The sequence below is a fragment of the Streptomyces nigrescens genome (assembly GCF_027626975.1).
Classification (GTDB): Bacteria; Actinomycetota; Actinomycetes; order Streptomycetales; family Streptomycetaceae; genus Streptomyces; species Streptomyces nigrescens.
In genome coordinates, this window is record NZ_CP114203.1 from 933,695 (window position 1) to 949,594 (window position 15,900).

Consider the following 15,900-nt stretch of genomic DNA (forward strand, 5'->3'; position numbering starts at 1 on the left):
CGCCGCCACGCCGGAGCGGGCCGGGGTCAGCCCACGCTGAACGCGCCGTCCGGCGGCACCGGGGACGCCACCGCCTCGGCGTCGCGTACGGGTACCGCGTCCGCGATCAGCCGCCGCAGCGCCGTGCCGTGCTCGACCCGGGCCGGAAAGGCGTCGCCGGCCGTCCGCCGGGCCAGGGCGGCGACGGGGAGCGGCGCGCGCGAGGCGAGCAGCACGGCGTTGCCGAAGCGGCGGCCGCGCAGCACCGAGGGCTCGGCGATCAGCGCGAGATGCTCGAAGACCGTGGCGAAATTGGCGAGTTGGCCGCGCAGAAAGCCGAACGGCGCGCTGTCCGCGAGGTTCGCCGCATAGCAGCCGTCCGGCCGCAGCACCCGCGCGGCGACCCGTGCGTACTCCACCGAGGTGAGCTGGGCCGGCACCCGCGACCCGCCGAAGACATCCGCCACGATGACATCGGCGCTGTCCTCCGGCGCCGCCTCCAGCACCGTACGGGCGTCCTCGGCATGCACGGTGATCCCGCAGTCCTCGGGCAGCGGCAGCTGCTCCGTCACCAGGGCGAGCAGCCCGCGGTCGGCCTCGACGACGTCCTGCCGGGAGCGCGGACGGGTGGCGGCGAGGTAGCGCGGCAGGGTCAGCGCTCCGCCGCCCAGATGCAGCACGTCCAGCGGCCGCCCCGGTTCGGCCGCCTCGTCCAGGACGTGTGCCAGCCGGCGCACGTACTCGAACTCCAGATGCGCGGGCGCGTCGAGATCCACGTACGACTGCGGTGCGCCGTCCACGGTCAGCAGCCAGGCGCGGGGCCGGTCGACGTCCGGCAGCAGCTTGGCGGTGCCGCAGTCCACGGTCCGGGTGACGGGTATCGGCTCGGGTGCTTCGTCCACCGTCCCATTGTGCCGGTGCGGCCCCGGCGCCCCGGCCCCGGTCACCGCGGGTACCGGCCGGCCGGTCAGTCCGACCAGACCCGCCGGATCTCCGCCGCGTGCACGGCTGCCTGACGGCGCCCCGCACGGGCCGCGTCCGCGCGCTTGGCGGGATCGAGGACATTACGGCCGGACGCCGACCTGGCCGCGCGGTCGGGGGTGATCACACACACCCGGGCGCCTCCGCGCACCAGCCGTTCGCCCTGCGCCCGCGGTCCGGCGATCGGCCCGCCGGAGGCCGCCATCGGCGCGACCACCACCACCCGGCCGTATCCGGAGGCCAGATCGGCGTTGGCGGTGGAGTGCACCCCGCCGTCGATCCAGCGGGTGCCGTCGATGGTGACCGGCGGATAGATGCCGGGGACCGCGCAGCTCGCGCCCACCGCGTCGAGCAGCCCCACCCCGCTCGTGTCGTCGAAGGCGGTCCGCTCGCCCGTCGCCGCGTCCACCGCCGTGACCACCAGCCGACGCGCCGGCCAGTCGGTCAGCCCCAGGGTCCGGGCGATCACCGTGCGCTGTTCCGCCTCGGTGACGGTACGGGCCGCGAGCGCCAGCTTCCCCATCCGTACGCCGAAGGAGACCGTGTCCCGCGAGCGCAGCGCGATGGCCGCGAACCGGGCCAGGGCGGCCGTGCCCATACGGGCGGCCGAGCGGGCCTCCGGTACGGCGAGCTGGCGTTCGTACATCTCCTCCAGGGGCAGCTGCCGGGAGGTGAGATGGGCGCCGACGATCGATCCGGCGGAGGTGCCGATGACGACATCGGCGTCGGTGAGGTCGATGCCCGCCTCGGCGAGACCGGCGAGCATGCCGATCTCCCAGCCGATTCCGGTGAGCCCGCCGCCGCCCAGGACCAGTGCCGTACCCGCCATGGGCTCTCCCTCTCGCCTCCCGGCCGACCGGCCGCCCCGTACGGCGCGGCCGGATCGCCCTCGTCATCCGTGGCGAGCAGTCTCGCACCCCGTTCGTCGCCGGGACAGCGGCCAGCTGCGCCCGGCACCTGGAAGAGGCGCCGGGCGCAGCCTGATGACCTGCGGTGTTTCAGTCCTCGACGGTGCGCACCGTGCCCGCGCCGACGGTCCGGCCGCCTTCCCGGATGGCGAAGCCCAGACCCCGCTCCAGCGGCACCTCCCGGCCCAGTTCGACCGACACCGTCACCGTCTCGCCGGGACGGGCGATGCCCCGCTCGCCGAGGTCGAGGTCGCCGACCACGTCCGCGGTGCGGAGGTAGAACTGCGGCCGGTAGCCGGTGGACAGCGGCGTCCGGCGGCCGCCCTCCTCGGTGGAGAGCACATACACCTCGGCGGTGAAGCGGCGCCGCGGTGTGACGCTGCCCGGCGCGGCGACGACATGCCCGCGTCGCACCTGGTCACGGTGCAGACCGCGCAGCAGCAGCGCGACATTGTCGCCCGCCTCGGCGGACTCCATGGGCTTGCCGAACGTCTCCAGCCCGGTGACCGTCGTCTCGGTCTCCGCGCCGATCACCGCGACCCGGTCGCCGACCCGCACCGTGCCGCGCTCGACGGCTCCGGTGACGACCGTGCCGCGCCCGGTGATGGTCAGCACGTTCTCCACCGGCAGCAGGAACGGCGCGTCGACATAGCGCTCGGGCGTCGGGACATAGGTGTCCACAGCGTCCAGCAGCGCCTCGATCGCCTGTGTCCAGCGCGGGTCGCCCTGCAGGGCACGCAGCCCCGAGACCCGGATGACGGGGACGTGATCCCCGTCATAGCCGTGCGCGCTGAGCAGTTCACGCACCTCCAGCTCCACCAGGTCGGTGAGCTCCGGGTCGCCGGCGTCGGCCTTGTTGAGGGCCACGACGATGTGCCGGACGCCCACCTGCTTGGCGAGCAGCACATGCTCGGCGGTCTGCGGCATGATCCCGTCGAGCGCGGAGACGACCAGGATCGCGCCGTCGAGCTGCGCGGCGCCGGTCACCATGTTCTTGATGAAGTCGGCGTGGCCGGGCATGTCGACATGGGCGTAGTGCCGGGTGCCGGTCTCGTACTCGACATGCGAGATGTTGATGGTGATGCCGCGGGCGGCCTCCTCCGGGGCCCGGTCGATCCGGTCGAACGGCACGAACGTCCCGCTCCCCCGGTCGCTGAGGACCTTGGTGATGGCCGCGGTCAGGGTGGTCTTGCCGTGGTCGACGTGGCCCATGGTGCCGATGTTCAGGTGCGGCTTGGTGCGCACATATGCCGTCTTGGGCATGGTGTTCTTCCTCGCAACAATGCGGTGAGAACGGCGACTTGGCGCCGTGGGGACCCCTGAACCCGGCCGACCCTCCCCCTGCGGGGTCCGCCGGAACGATCCGGAGAGGGTCAGCTTCGTGCGCCGTCGGTGGCCGCGGCGGTCGGGACGCCGGCTGCGGCGACAGCGGTGGCCGCTGCGGCCGAGGCGGCATCTGCGGGTGCGAAGACCGCTGCGGCGAGGGCCGCGAGGAGGTCGACGGCAGCCTTCGGCGCGTCCGCGACTGCGGACGGGAGCGCGAGGAAGGCGTGCCGGGACATGCGTCATATGGTGCCGGTCGGCCGCCCCGGCGTCGAACGATTTATCCGGCCTCCGGCGCGGCCCGGCGGCGGCACGGCGGCCCGCCTCATCCGGGACGTGGTATCGCCCGGCACACACGTCATCGGATGCACCGATCACCCCGTCCGGGGACTGGGCGATACGGCGACGCGCTCGGCCCGGGGGCGTGCGGGCCGGATGACGGCTTCTTGGCGCCGCTGTCGGTTACGCTCCCCGGATGTTCCCGCCCGCCGCAACGCCCGACGGCCTCGCCGCGCGCTGCACGCGTGTGCTGTTCTCCCCCTGGGCCCGGTTCGGGCTGCTGCTGACCCTGCTGGCCTGTGCCGCGGCCGCGACGCTGCTGTGGCAGCCGCAGCACCTCCTCACCGGGGGCCGGCCCGGCCGGCTGTCCGGCCCGGCCGCCCTCCTGGTCTTCGCGCTGGCATACGGCGGGTGCACGACCGCGTTCGTGCCGCGCCCGGTCCTCAACCTCGCGGCTGGCGCCCTCTTCGGCAGCCAGGCCGGACTGGCCGCCGCCCTCTCCGGGACGGTGCTCGGCGCCGGGCTGGCGTTCGGGCTCGGCCGGCTCCTCGGGCAGGACGCCCTGCGACCGTTGCTGCGCGCCCGCTGGCTGACGGCCGCCGACCGGCAGTTGAGCGAGCACGGCTTCCGCTCGATGCTGGCCCTCCGGCTCTTCCCCGGCCTGCCGTTCTGCGCCACGAACTACTGCGCCGCGGTCTCCCGGATGGGCTGGTTCCCCTTCCTCCTCGCGACGGCGCTCGGCAGCATCCCGAACACCGCGGCGTATGCCGTCGCCGGCGCGCGTGCCTCGACGCCCACCTCGCCGGTGTTCCTCCTCGCCCTGGGCTTCATCGCCGTCAGCGCTCTGGGCGCACTGGTGGTGGCCTGGCGCAAACGGAAGACGCTGCGCGGCCGCTGAACGCGGTGGGGCGGGCGACGGATTCCGCAGCGGCCGCAGCGGGCGGGCACGGTACGTCCAGGCCCCTTTGGCCGCCCGGACATCTTCGGACGTTACGCTGCCCGGGTCGGCGGTGATCCGCATCCGCCGCCACTGTCCGCTTTCTCCCGTCTCGCGCAGGTCAGCGCTTGATCACCCTTGGATAGCGTATTTTCCATGTCTTGGTTTGAATCTTTCGTCCTCGGACTTGTCCAAGGGCTGACCGAGTTCCTGCCCATCTCCTCCAGCGCACATCTCCGTTTGACCGCGGCGTTCGCCGGCTGGCAGGACCCCGGTGCGGCCTTCACCGCCATCACGCAGATAGGCACCGAAGCGGCCGTCATCATCTACTTCCGCAAGGACATCGGGCGGATCATCTCGACGTGGTCCCGCTCCCTCTTCAACCGGGAGCTGCGGCACGATCATGACGCCCAGATGGGCTGGCTGGTGATCGTCGGCTCGATCCCGATCGGTGTGCTGGGCATCACACTCAAGGACGCCATCGAGGGCCCGTTCCGCGATCTGCGGCTGATCGCCACCACCCTCATCGTCATGGGTGTGGTCCTCGGCATCGCCGACCGGCTGGCCGCCCGCGACGAGACCGGCGGCCGGCACCGCGCCGCCAAGCAGCGCAAGACCCTCACCGACCTCAGCGTCAAGGACGGTCTCCTGTACGGCGTCTGCCAGGCCATGGCGCTCATCCCCGGCGTCTCCCGCTCCGGCGCCACGATCAGCGGCGGTCTGCTGATGGGCTACACCCGCGAATCCGCCGCCCGTTACTCCTTCCTCCTCGCCATCCCGGCAGTACTGGCCTCCGGCGTCTACGAGCTCAAGGACGCCGGCGAGGGACATGTCTCCTGGGGCCCCACCGTCTTCGCCACGGTCATCGCCTTCGTCGTCGGCTATGCAGTGATCGCATGGTTCATGAAGTTCATCTCCAACAAGTCCTTCATGCCCTTCGTCATCTACCGCATCCTCCTGGGCATAGCCCTGTTCGCCCTGGTCGCGGCAGGGGCACTGACGCCGCACGCGGGCGAGACGGCGGGTTAGAACGGGCACGGACCTCCTCCGCCGTCGCCCCGCAGGAACCGTCAGCGATAGCCGGTGTCGTCGGCGGGGAGGTCCCGGTCCTGGACCTCGACGAGGTAGCGCCAGCAGTCCGGCCGGGTGCCGTCGGTGTCGGTGAACCCGTACAGGGGGGCGAGTTGCCCGCTGGAGACGACCTTGCCCGTCCAGCGCGCGACGTCCGGGTCGGCGGCGAGCGCGACAACCGCCCGGGCGACATAGACCGGGGACTCGGCGATGCAGAAATGCGGCACGTTGACGGTCGCATCGCGCCAGTTGTCCTCGGTGACACCGAAGGCCTCCAGCATCTTCTCCGAGCGCAGCCATCCGGGGGTCACGGCGACGGCGGAGGCACCGTGCGGCGCGAGTTCATGGCTCTGGGCCAGCGTCATCCGCTGCACCGCCGCCTTGACCAGGTCGTAGTAGAAGCCCTCGTGGTGGCGGTAGGCGGCGTTGTACTCCGCGGTCCCGTCGGTCATCTCGATCACCAGCCCGCCGGGGCGCCGGATGAGCAGCGGCAGCGCGTGATGGCTGGTGATCGCATGGGTGTCGATGCCCATGCGCAGCATCCGTAGCCCGCCGCTGAGGTCGTGCTCCCACAGGGTCGTGCCGAACTGGGCGTAAGTGTCGCCGCCGAAGATGTCGTTGACGAGGACATCCAGGCGGCCGTGGTCCCGGTCGATGCGCCGGACGAGGTCGCGGACCTGGTCGCTGTCGAGGTGGTCCACCCGCAGGGCCGTCCCGGTGCCCCCGGCCGCGGTGATCAGCTCACCGGTCTCCTCGATCGTCTCCGGCCGGTTGATCTCCGACCGTCCGGCGGTCCGGCTGCTGCGCCCGGTCGCGTACACGACGGCGCCCGCGCGGGCGAGTTCCACCGCGATCGCCCGCCCGGCCCCTCGTGTGGCGCCGGCCACCAGCGCCACCTTCCCCTCCAGCACTCCCCCTGGACCGTGCGGCGCGCCCGCCCCCGCTTCGTTCGTCGCCATGGCTGCGGCCTGCTCCCTTCTCCTCGTCCCCGCGCCGGGGAATCCGGGCGGGGACGCGCCGTCCCGGGCCGGGCCGATGACGGCCTGCGAGGCAGGGTACGTACGTATCGCAATCGAATCGGGCTCCGTCAGGAACCGAGGTGGTATCAGGAACTCAGGTGATATTGGGCCCAGGGCTGATGGGCGGGCGCGGGCTCCTCGTGCGAGGGCGCGAGGGTACCCCACGGGGCGAGAGCGCTGTCCCATTCGGAAGCCAGGGCGGCCATGTCCGGGACGGACTCCGTGGACGGCATCGAGCCGGTGTGCCAGGCGGACGCCATGGGGTGTCCCGAGGGCGCGGCGTTCCAGGAGGCCGTCTGCTGTGCGGGGATGGTGTATTCGGATTCATGCACATCGCCGGCGCCGCGCCGGTGGCGTCCCGCATGGGTTTCCGCCGGTCCCGGATAGAACCGCCCCTGGGCGGAGAGCTGTTGGGCCCGGGTGACCAGGCGGGTGAGGTCGAGCCCGAATTCAGCGGCAAGTTCCCGCAGATCCACCCCGGTCTGCCAACTGCCGATGAGCACCGCGTCCATCGCCGGGGACCAGGTCTGCTCGGACGCCCCCACGCCGCCGGTGGCCTCGCGGGTGGCGCCGGCGGGGCGCGTGCCGGCGGACGGGTTCTGGTGGGAATAATCGGCCGTGGGCTCCGGTGCCGGGGTGGCCTCCTCGGACTCCCGGGACGCGGCGGGTGTGGCGGCCGCCAGCAATTCATCGGCGACGGCGCGGGCGTCCTCCTTGCCCACCGTCCGCCGGGCGATCCGCACTTCCCGCTCGTTCAAACCGAACAGACCGGCCACCGCGCCGGTACTGCCCACCGTCACCGCGAATGCCGCCAGAACCCGCGACCGGTCGGCCTGGGCCTCGTCAAGCCTGGCCTGCGCCTCGCGCACACGCTCGTCACCCAGGCAAAACGCTTCTGCCAGCACGGCGTTGCGGTCCCACAACTCTCTAGGATCCATACTCATTCAACGCCTCTTGCGCGCAGGTGTCCCGATCTGGCTCAGCAAAGCACCCCAAAGCACCCATCGAACCACCAGATGAAAATCGTCTTGGGTGCTTGGCTTCCGATGCGTCCGGACCCGATGCGACGTCATATGCCCTGGCCACAGGCCCGCGTGCCTCCGCAGCGCGGATTGTCAGTGCCGTGAGCTACTGTCCCGATCAGTCCATCTTCCGATTTCCAGGTGTTCATGGGGGGACCGTGGCTCACCGCTCCCGTATCTCGTCCCGCGTCGTCGGGGCGCTGCTGACCGGCGCCGTGCTGTGCGGCACGGCGGCCTGCACCGCGGACGGCTCGCCCGATGGCCGCTCCGGCGCGCCGGTTCGCCCCGACAAAACAACGGTGGCCGCGGTGCAGAAGGCCGTCAAGAAGGGAGCTGAGCTCAACTCCCTGTCATATCGCGTCTCCGGCAAGGTCCCCGGCCAGGGGACCGTAAAGGGCACGGCGTCGTTCCGCCTCCGCCCGCGTGCCGCCGATATGCGGATGACGGCGTCCGGGGGCGCGCAGGAGGGCGAGTTCTCGGTGCGGCTCGTGGGGGACGCGGGGTATCTCGGCGGGGGCGGGCGGGCGGCTGCCCTGCTGGGCGGCAGGCACTGGCTCAAGTTCGCCTTGGAGGACACGGACGCCGGCGGTTTCGGGGGCATGCTGCGACAGGCCGACCAGGACCCGGCGGCGCAAGTGTCTTTGCTTTCCGAGTCCGATGACGTCAAGAAGGTCGGTGAGGAGACCGTCGACGGGGTGCGGACGACGCATTACGCCGGCGCGGTCGACGTGGCGGAGCCGGCGAAAGAGCGGGCCGAGAAGAGCCCGCTGGACGCCGGGCGCCGCACGAAGGTCGTCGAGCAGTACCAGCAGCTCGGGGTGAGCGAGCTGCACCTCGACCTCTGGGTCGGCCCCGGCGACCGCACGGTGAAGGTCCGGGAGCGTGCGCGGGCGGCCCAGGGGCCGTTGGACGTGACCATACGGTTCTTCGACGCCGACAAGCCGGTCACGGTCCAGGTGCCGCCCGCTTCCGACACGATGGATCTGGCCCAGAAGCTCAGGGAGGCGAGCAAGCGGCTCGGCTAGGAGCCGGTGTCGCGTCGTACGGGCTCGTCGAGGTGGGGCAGGCCGATCGGGTTGGGGAAGGGGAGGACATCGGCGGCCAGGATGCGCCGGACCACCGGTTCCAGGCCCTGCAGCAGCGCCTCGGTCTCCGCCTCGGGCAGCGCGCGCAGCAGTCGGCCGGCCAGCCGGTCGGTCGCCTTCTCGATGCGCTCCCGTTCCTGCCGGCCATGGCCGGTCGCGTCGCCGTGAGCGTCCACGAGGCCACGGGAGCGCAGCCGGTCCGTCGCGGCGGCCCACTCCTCCTCGCTCCAGCCGCGGTCCTCCCGCATGGTGTCCTTGGGTACGCGACCGGACGCGGCGGCCAGAACCAATGCCTCGCATCCGTCCAAGCCCTCGTCGGCGAGCACGGCGTGGTGCGCATCGCCTCTGAACTCCCGGATGGCGGTGGTCAGTTGCCACAAGCGCTCGACGGGGTCGGCGTGATCGCACAGCGCGCGGTTGGCGGCGAACAGGGGCCGTGCGGTGGCCGGCGCATCGTCGACGATCGTCTGGAGCGGGGGCAGCAGCTCGGCCGCTGTGTGCTCCAGCTCGGGGTCGACCCGGCGCAGTGCGTGGGCCGCTCGGCTGCCGCGCTCGTCGAGCACATGCGCCGGAGCGACGATGCTCCAGGCCGCCGGCAGCGCACGGGCAACCATCCCCGGCGCGAAGACGCCGAGGACGGCCGTGGCCGGCGCGGGTTCCACGGCCCCCAAGGGAGCGGTGCGCGAGGCGAAATACCCCATCCAGAAACCCTTGAGACCGAGATCCTTACCCAGGTCGCGGCACCGCTCGTCGAAGTAGCAGACGGCATGCAGCGGCTCGGTCAACAGCCAAAGCGATCGTGCTTGCAGCTCCATGCACCGCACGCTACCGCCGCCCGACGTCCGGCGCAGCGCACCGGAACCGCGCACGGGAACGGCGCACCGGAACGCGAAGACCGCCCGTACCGACCCCGGCAGCGGGCAACGACCCGAATCGAGAGGCCCCACCGTGACCGGCAACGCACAGATCATTGACCGCGCCCTCGGCCGTATCGTCGCGGGCTATGTCTTTCCGCAGCGCGCCGTGGAGATCGACCGGGCGATCCGCGCCCGGCTGGCAGCCGGCGAGTACGACGCACTGGACGGGACCGCGCTCTGTGCGGCGGTGACGGCGCATCTGCAGGAGGTCTGCCCGGACAAGCACCTCAGACTGCTGTGGCAGGAGGAGGCCCGGTCCACCGAGACGGAGGACGATGACGCGGGCCGGGCGGCCTTTCTCGCGCTGCTGCGGGAGCAGAACCAGGGCATCCGGCGCGTCGAACAGCTCGACGGCAATATCGGCTGTCTCGACATCCGGCGGATAGCCGACGCGGGGGAAGGCGCCCGTGCGATCGGCGCGGCCATGGAGCTGGTCGCGCAGACCCGCGCCCTGATTCTCGATCTACGGGAGTGCCGGGGCGGCTCCCCCGAGGGTGCCGCGATGTGGTGCAGCTATTTCTTCCCCGACGACCAGGTGCACCTCAATGACATCTACGAGCGCTCCACCGACTCCACCCGGCAGTTCTGGACCCTGTCGCACCTGCCCGCGCCGCGCTATCTCGACCGTCCGGTGTATGTCCTCACCAGCGCGACCACGTTCTCGGGCGGCGAGGACGTGGCGTACACCCTGCAGGCGCTCGGGCGCGCCGAGCTGGTCGGTGAGACGACCCGGGGCGGGGCCCACCCCACTGGCCGGCATCCGGTGACGGAGCACATCACCGTCACCGTGCCGACGGCCCGGACCACCAATGCGGTCACGGGTACCAACTGGGAGGGCGTCGGGGTGCGGCCGGATCGTGCCGTGGCGGCCGGCAAGGCTCTCGAGATGGCGCATCAGGAGGCGATACGACGTCTGTCGTGACAGGGGCGGGAGTGGCACGGAGGGGTGGGGACGGGCCCTGGCCGTCCGGCCGGGCCGTGGCGGTCCGCCGGTGGTTGCGCCGTCAGCCGTCGGTGCGGCCGCCGGCCCCGAAGCCCGACTGCCAGGCCCACAGGTGGGTGCAGTTGGGGCACTGGAGATGCAGCACACTGCCCTTGTTCGACAGCAGGTAGCGCCAGTGGTCGGCGCAGGTGCGGCCGGCGAGGCAGGTTCCGCAGCCCTGATGGTCCTGGCAGCTGGGGCAGGGGACCCAGGCCCGGCGGCCGATATCGGCGGTGGGGTCGAGCGGCAGCATGCTCAGGCCTGCCCGGAGGCCGGCAGCACCCCGGCGGCGACCAGCGCGTCGTACGTGGCCTGCTGCTCCGCGTCCAGGCCGGAGTAGAGGAGCCGGTACGCGTCCGCCTCACCCTCCATCACCGCGATGGGGTCCCAGGTGTCGCCCAGCGCCGCGAGCACTTCGGTCCGCCGCTGGGTTTCGTGCGCGGTGAGGTCGAATTCGAAGATCCGGTGTTCCGGTATCCGGGGTTCCGAGGTGTTGCGGTCGTTCATGGTGCGCGTCCCATGCCACTTGCGGATGATTCGGACGTGTCTATCAAGTGGGACGGCACTGAGGAAGCGTCAGGGGGTGAGGGCCGGAGCTACGGGCCGGCAGGCGCAAGGGGTGGTGGCGCAGCGTGAGGCAGTGAAACGCAAGAGAAGCGGGCAATTCGGAAATCACGCGGGGAATATTCTTTGCGTTATGCCCGATATGTTCAGTAATTCTGGGCGTGATGCAATTCATCCTTGCCGCGTCGATCATCGGCCGGGCTGCCGGGGCCACCGGCCCTGTTGACGCGCCTCGCCGGCCGGGCCACGCTCGGGGCCCTCACCCCTCTCCCAGGAGGTATCCATGCTCCGACGTACGACGGCGACCGGGCTCGGGATTGTCATGCTCGCGGCGGGGGCCTTGGTGGGGGTGGCCGCCACCTCGTACGCCGCCGCTCCCGGCGCCGCCGGAGCGGCTCCGCGGCCCGGGCCCGGGCTGTTCGCCAAGCTCACCCATGCCCAGGCCACCGCGAAGTTCCGGGCGGCCGGCATCAGCTGGTCCTCCAGTGGCGGCTGCTCGGACCGGAACAACCCCCGCTGCACCTCGTTCGACCAGATCAACTCGGCCACCGTGGACGGCGTGATCACGCTGAAGGGCGCCACCGGCTGTGCGATCAACCTGACCGGCGGCACCGAGACCGGCCATGCGAGCGGCACCTACAGCCACTGGAACGGCTACAAGGTCGACTTCAGCCTCTCCTCGTGCCTGACCAGCTACATCACCGGCACCTTCACCTCGATCGGCGGCTCCAAGTGGAAGTCCGGCAGTGGGAACGTCTACTACAAGGAGGGCGACCACTGGGATGTGACGTACTACAACTGCGGCGGCTGCCTGGCCGGCTAGGGGGTGCCGGGAACTCCGCCGCCCGGCCCGCCGCCCAGGCGCCGCACCGCGACCGCGGCGGCGTCATCGCCCAGCCGGCCGTTGGTGTGCGCCAGCAGGTCCGTGCGCAGCTGCCGTAGTACCTGCCGCGGACTGCAGTCGCTCCAGGCGGCGGCGCGCTCGACCAGCGGGTAGAAGGTGCCCTTGTCGTCCCGGGCCTCGCTCACCCCGTCCGTATAGAGCAGCAGCAGATCACCGGGCTCGAAGGGGAACCCCTCGACCTCGTAATCGGGGGCGCCGGGCAGCCCGCCGAGCCCGACCGGCAGCGCGGGCCACTCCGCCGACAGGGTGCGCACCCGCCCGTCACGCAGCAGCAGCGGGGGCGGGTGGCCACAGGTGATGGTGTGCACGACGGGCCAGCGGTCGGGGAGGTCCAGCAGAATCACGGTCGCGAAGGTCTCGTCGGTGTCGATGACGGGATCGGGGCCGGGGAGCGGAGTGGCGGGGACGGGGACGGAGACGGGGACGGGGACGGAGCCGACCTCCGAGGCGGAGCCGACCTCCGAGGCGGAGCCGTCCACCGCGTCCGTCCCGGTCCCGGTCTCGGTCGCGGCCACCGCGTCCGCCCCAATCCCGGTCTCGGTCGCGCCCACCGCGTCCGCCCCAGCCCCGCCCGCCGCGTCCGTCCCGGCCTCGGGCCCCGGCGCGTTGTTCCACTGGCGGCTGTCCCAGCGGACGGCGCCGTCGAGGTGGATGGCCAGCCTGGGCAGGGTGGCCTCGCGGTGGGCGGCCGCGCGGAAGGCGCCGAGGATCAAGGCGGCATGGCTGTAGGCGGGCAGCCCCTTGCCCCGGACATCGCCGATGATCAGCCGGGTGCTGCTGGTGGTGCGTGCCACCGCGAACAGATCACCGCCCATCTCCGCCTCCTCCTCGGCCGCCAAGTACAGGGAGGCGATCTCCAGCGGGCCGCTGTGCACGGGCAGCGGCCGGAGCAGGACCTGCTGGGCGACCGCGGCCACCGAGCGGCTCTGCCTGAGCCGGCGCTCGTTGCGGTCCCGCACGACGGTGAAGAGCACGACCAGCGCGGAGACCACCACCAGCGCGGCGATCTGGGCCTCCAGGTTCTCGGTGAACAGCACATGGCGCGCGATACCGATGAACACCTGGGCGGCTACCGCCAGCGCTCCGATCGCCGCCGTCAGACGGGGTCCGGCGAAGGCCGCGGTGAGCGCGGGAGCCGCAACGAGAAGGGGACCCAGATGGATGTCGGGCGGTGCGAGGACATCGATCGTGCAGACCGCCACGATGATCCCGATCGGGATCAGCACCAGGACATGACTGAGTTCCCGTCGTTCCCGGAGATGCCTCAGCCGTGGAAGGGGCATGCCTCATGGTGACACCGGGATGAGCGGAATGCCCGGATCACCCCCTTCACCCCGTCCGCTCCGCCGCCTCCTGCCGGATGGCCGCGATGAGCAGATCGAGCGCCGGCTCGACGGCCGAGCCCCCCATGAGCGGCAGATGCTCCCGTACGCGGTGCAGGCTCGGGTAGTCCTCCGCGGGCAGGTTGCCGTACTCGTCCTGCCAGGCCTGTTCGTCCGCCGCGCGCTGGGCGGGAGCCAGCCGCAGGACGCCGGCGTCCACGGCCGCATGACCGAGGGCGGTGTCGACGAGGGTGTGGTAGTGCCGGACGGCGGTGGCGTCGTCGAAGCCGGCCCGGAGCAGCAGGCCGATCCCCGTGTCGACGGCGTGCTGCTCATGGGGCCGGCCGGTGACCCGGACGGTGCTGAACACGGCGATCTGCGGGTGACGCAGCGCGGAGCGGTACGCCCGCAGTGCGAGGTCGCGCAGATCGGCGGCCCAGTCGTCGCTGGGCGTGAAGCCGGCCATGGACTCGCCGATGAGCCGGTCGGCCAGCGCCAGCAGCAGATCCTCGGTGTTGCGGAAGTAGCGGTAGACGGCGGAGGGATCGGCGCCCAGCGCCGCGCCGAGTTTGCGCACGGTGAAGGCCTGCGCCCCCTGGGCGTCGATGAGTTCACATGCCGCGTCGACGATGAGATCGGCCGACAGGACCACGCCTGAGCTGGTCGGCCGGCGCCGCTTGCGCTCGACCGGGACGCGCTCGCTCTCCGCCACGCCGAACCCCTCCGCTTCGCTCCGCCCCGGCCCCCGGGCCTTATCGGAGCCAGTTAACCACCAGGTTACGTCAACACCGTTGACACAAGAATGAACGGCCTGTTTCATCGGCGGACATAGACGGACCGCCGCGGTGCCGCATCCCGCACCAACCCCCTCCGTACGACGCGGCCGTGCCCCGATCCAGGGCCCGGCCCGCGCCGCCCTGCCCCGCCCCGCCCGCACCTCCCGTTCCCCCAGGGCCGAGACCGGTCCGGCCCGCCGTCCAAGGAGTGAGTGCCATGCCTTCCGCAGTGCAGCAGGACCCCGGCCCGGCGAGAATGCGCCGCTCGTTGGGGGTGAAGGACGGGGTGGCGATCGCCGCGTCGAGCACCGCCGCGACCACCAGCATCGGCATCGGCATCGGCACCCTGGCCGCGTACGCCGGCCGGCAGACGCCCGCCCTGTTGCTGCTGGCCTTTGTGCCCATCCTCGGCATCGCGCTGTCGTACGCCCGGCTCAACCGCAGCGAACCGAACTGCGGCAGCGGCTACACCTGGGTGGGGCGGTCCATCGGCCCCTGGCCCGGATTCCTGACCGGCTGGGTGGTGCTGGTCGGTAACGTGATCTTCATGGCGTACACGGGGGCGGTGACCGGCTCCGTCGTGCTCCAGTTCCTCAACAAGCTGGGCCTGTACAGCGTGTGGGGGCTCCGGCTGGATCCGGCCTCGACCGGTATCAGCACCGCCGTGGGCCTGGTCGCGCTGGTCGTCGTCACCGTCACCGCCATCACGGGGGTGCGGGCCGCGACCCGGCTGCAGATGGGGCTGCTGATCTTCGAGTATGTGGTCCTGCTGGTCTTCTGCGGCTACGCCCTGTTCGTCGGTGACCAGCCGTTCTCGCTGTCCTGGCTCAACCCCTTGGAGATCGGCTCACCGCAGGCCGTGGCCCAGGGGATGGTGCTGGCGGTGTTCTTCTACTGGGGCTGGGACGCCGCGTTCAGTGTCAACGAGGAGACCCGCAGCTCCACCGACGCGGCCCGCGGCGGACTGATCGCGCTGGTGGTGATGATGGGTCTGTTCCTCGTCGGCTCGCTCGCCTTCCAGCGGGTGATGAGCACCGGGGAACTGATGCACAACGGACCGCAGGCACTCACCTTCCTCGGCGCCCAACTGGCCCCGGAGCCCTGGGCCTCGCTGCCCCTGGCCGCCCTGATGTGCTCCGCCTTCGCCTCCCTCCAGTCGAGCGTCATCCCCACCGCCCGCGGTGCGCTGGCGATGGCCCGCGACCGGACGCTGGGCCCGGTGTGGCAGCGCGTGCACCCGCGCTACGGCTCCCCCGCCGTGGGCACCCTGCTGATCATGGCCCTCGCCGCGCTGCTCGCCGTGCTCGCGGTCGGCATCCCCAAGCTCAACGACATGATCCTCACGGCCGTCAACTCGATCGGCCTGACCGTGGCCCTCTACTACGGACTCACCGCGCTCGCCTGTGCGGTGCGCTTCCGCCACAGCCTGCGCGCCGGAGCGGTGCGCGCGCTCCGGGACGTGGTCGTTCCGGCGGCGAGCGCGCTGGCGCTGTTCGGGCTCGGCAGCTACCTCGTCTGGGACTACGCGACCATGAGCGACCACTTCGAGGCGAGCCCGGACAACGGCTGGTTCATGCTGCTGCTCCCCGCCCTCTTCATCCTGGCCGGCCTGGCGACCGCCGCCTGGGCCAAGTGGGTACGCCGCGCACCGTACTTCCGCACCGGCCGGGGGACGGACGCCGATGCGATCACGTTGCCGATGGACGGGGACGGCGGCCCGCTCCCGAGCCCCGTGGAGGGCTGACCCGCGCCCGATCCGACCCCCTCGCCTCACTCGCCCGAGCCCTTGCGGCCACCACACCCCACTCCCCACACCACTGGAGCAATCACC

At 71.8% G+C, this 15,900-nt stretch carries 17 protein-coding genes; 6 read left to right on the plus strand and 11 right to left on the minus strand.

The window, feature by feature from the left end; translation table 11 throughout:
- Positions 1-26: 26 nt before the first annotated feature.
- From STRNI_RS04335 to STRNI_RS04350, 4 genes are all read right to left on the minus strand, one after another.
- The gene (locus tag STRNI_RS04335; RefSeq protein ID WP_277410571.1) at positions 27-881 is read right to left on the minus strand and encodes a spermidine synthase; all 855 of its coding nucleotides are present in this window, start codon (positions 879-881) and stop codon (positions 27-29) included.
- A 65-nt stretch (positions 882-946) separates the two neighbouring features.
- A complete protein-coding gene (locus tag STRNI_RS04340) occupies positions 947-1,789 on the minus strand; it encodes a patatin-like phospholipase family protein (RefSeq protein WP_018092488.1) in 843 nt (280 codons plus the stop codon).
- A 169-nt stretch (positions 1,790-1,958) separates the two neighbouring features.
- Positions 1,959-3,131, minus strand: a complete 1,173-nt coding sequence (tuf, locus tag STRNI_RS04345) for an elongation factor Tu (RefSeq protein WP_109895044.1) — start codon at positions 3,129-3,131, stop codon at positions 1,959-1,961.
- Positions 3,132-3,241: 110 nt separating this feature from the next.
- A complete protein-coding gene (locus STRNI_RS04350) occupies positions 3,242-3,430 on the minus strand; it encodes a hypothetical protein (RefSeq protein ID WP_018092486.1) in 189 nt (62 codons plus the stop codon).
- A gap of 236 nt (positions 3,431-3,666) precedes the next feature.
- On the opposite strand from STRNI_RS04350, the gene STRNI_RS04355 reads away from it, so the two are divergent.
- Entirely contained in the window at positions 3,667-4,368 is a 702-nt protein-coding gene (locus STRNI_RS04355; protein ID WP_277410572.1) for a TVP38/TMEM64 family protein, read from the plus strand.
- Positions 4,369-4,563: 195 nt separating this feature from the next.
- A complete protein-coding gene (locus tag STRNI_RS04360) occupies positions 4,564-5,436 on the plus strand; it encodes an undecaprenyl-diphosphate phosphatase (RefSeq protein ID WP_026170130.1) in 873 nt (290 codons plus the stop codon).
- 41 nt (positions 5,437-5,477) lie between these two features.
- On the opposite strand, the gene STRNI_RS04365 is transcribed toward STRNI_RS04360, so the two are convergent.
- Positions 5,478-6,437 carry an SDR family oxidoreductase gene (locus STRNI_RS04365; protein ID WP_159484485.1) on the minus strand — a complete coding sequence of 320 codons (960 nt, stop codon included), beginning with the start codon at positions 6,435-6,437 and terminating at the stop codon, positions 5,478-5,480.
- A 146-nt stretch (positions 6,438-6,583) separates the two neighbouring features.
- Positions 6,584-7,441 carry a hypothetical protein gene (locus tag STRNI_RS04370; RefSeq protein WP_277410573.1) on the minus strand — a complete coding sequence of 286 codons (858 nt, stop codon included), beginning with the start codon at positions 7,439-7,441 and terminating at the stop codon, positions 6,584-6,586.
- 236 nt (positions 7,442-7,677) lie between these two features.
- On the opposite strand from STRNI_RS04370, the gene STRNI_RS04375 reads away from it, so the two are divergent.
- On the plus strand, positions 7,678-8,544 hold the full coding sequence (locus STRNI_RS04375; protein ID WP_277410574.1) for an SCO4651 family lipoprotein: 867 nt from the start codon (positions 7,678-7,680) through the stop codon (positions 8,542-8,544).
- On the opposite strand, the gene STRNI_RS04380 is transcribed toward STRNI_RS04375, so the two are convergent.
- A complete protein-coding gene (locus STRNI_RS04380) occupies positions 8,541-9,419 on the minus strand; it encodes an SCO6745 family protein (RefSeq protein WP_277410575.1) in 879 nt (292 codons plus the stop codon). The two genes, STRNI_RS04375 and STRNI_RS04380, sit on opposite strands and share 4 nt — an antisense overlap.
- 133 nt (positions 9,420-9,552) lie before the next feature.
- On the opposite strand from STRNI_RS04380, the gene STRNI_RS04385 reads away from it, so the two are divergent.
- Complete coding sequence (locus STRNI_RS04385) at positions 9,553-10,443, plus strand: S41 family peptidase (RefSeq protein WP_159484491.1); 891 nt, start codon at positions 9,553-9,555, stop codon at positions 10,441-10,443.
- A gap of 82 nt (positions 10,444-10,525) precedes the next feature.
- Here STRNI_RS04385 and STRNI_RS04390 read toward each other — a convergent pair whose 3' ends face one another.
- Both STRNI_RS04390 and STRNI_RS04395 read right to left on the minus strand, forming a co-directional pair.
- Entirely contained in the window at positions 10,526-10,756 is a 231-nt protein-coding gene (locus tag STRNI_RS04390; RefSeq protein WP_018092478.1) for a hypothetical protein, read from the minus strand.
- 2 nt (positions 10,757-10,758) lie between these two features.
- On the minus strand, positions 10,759-11,010 hold the full coding sequence (locus STRNI_RS04395; RefSeq protein WP_093639104.1) for a DUF6400 family protein: 252 nt from the start codon (positions 11,008-11,010) through the stop codon (positions 10,759-10,761).
- A gap of 340 nt (positions 11,011-11,350) precedes the next feature.
- On the opposite strand from STRNI_RS04395, the gene STRNI_RS04400 reads away from it, so the two are divergent.
- Positions 11,351-11,890, plus strand: coding sequence for a hypothetical protein (locus tag STRNI_RS04400; RefSeq protein WP_266448460.1), 540 nt, complete (start codon positions 11,351-11,353; stop codon positions 11,888-11,890).
- On the opposite strand, the gene STRNI_RS04405 is transcribed toward STRNI_RS04400, so the two are convergent.
- Entirely contained in the window at positions 11,887-13,254 is a 1,368-nt protein-coding gene (locus tag STRNI_RS04405) for a PP2C family protein-serine/threonine phosphatase (RefSeq protein ID WP_277410576.1), read from the minus strand. The genes STRNI_RS04400 and STRNI_RS04405 overlap by 4 nt on opposite strands.
- A gap of 46 nt (positions 13,255-13,300) precedes the next feature.
- On the minus strand, positions 13,301-14,005 hold the full coding sequence (locus STRNI_RS04410) for a TetR/AcrR family transcriptional regulator (RefSeq protein ID WP_277410577.1): 705 nt from the start codon (positions 14,003-14,005) through the stop codon (positions 13,301-13,303).
- A 281-nt stretch (positions 14,006-14,286) separates the two neighbouring features.
- On the opposite strand from STRNI_RS04410, the gene STRNI_RS04415 reads away from it, so the two are divergent.
- The gene (locus STRNI_RS04415; RefSeq protein ID WP_277410578.1) at positions 14,287-15,813 is read left to right on the plus strand and encodes an APC family permease; all 1,527 of its coding nucleotides are present in this window, start codon (positions 14,287-14,289) and stop codon (positions 15,811-15,813) included.
- The last annotated feature ends 87 nt before the right edge of the window (positions 15,814-15,900 follow it).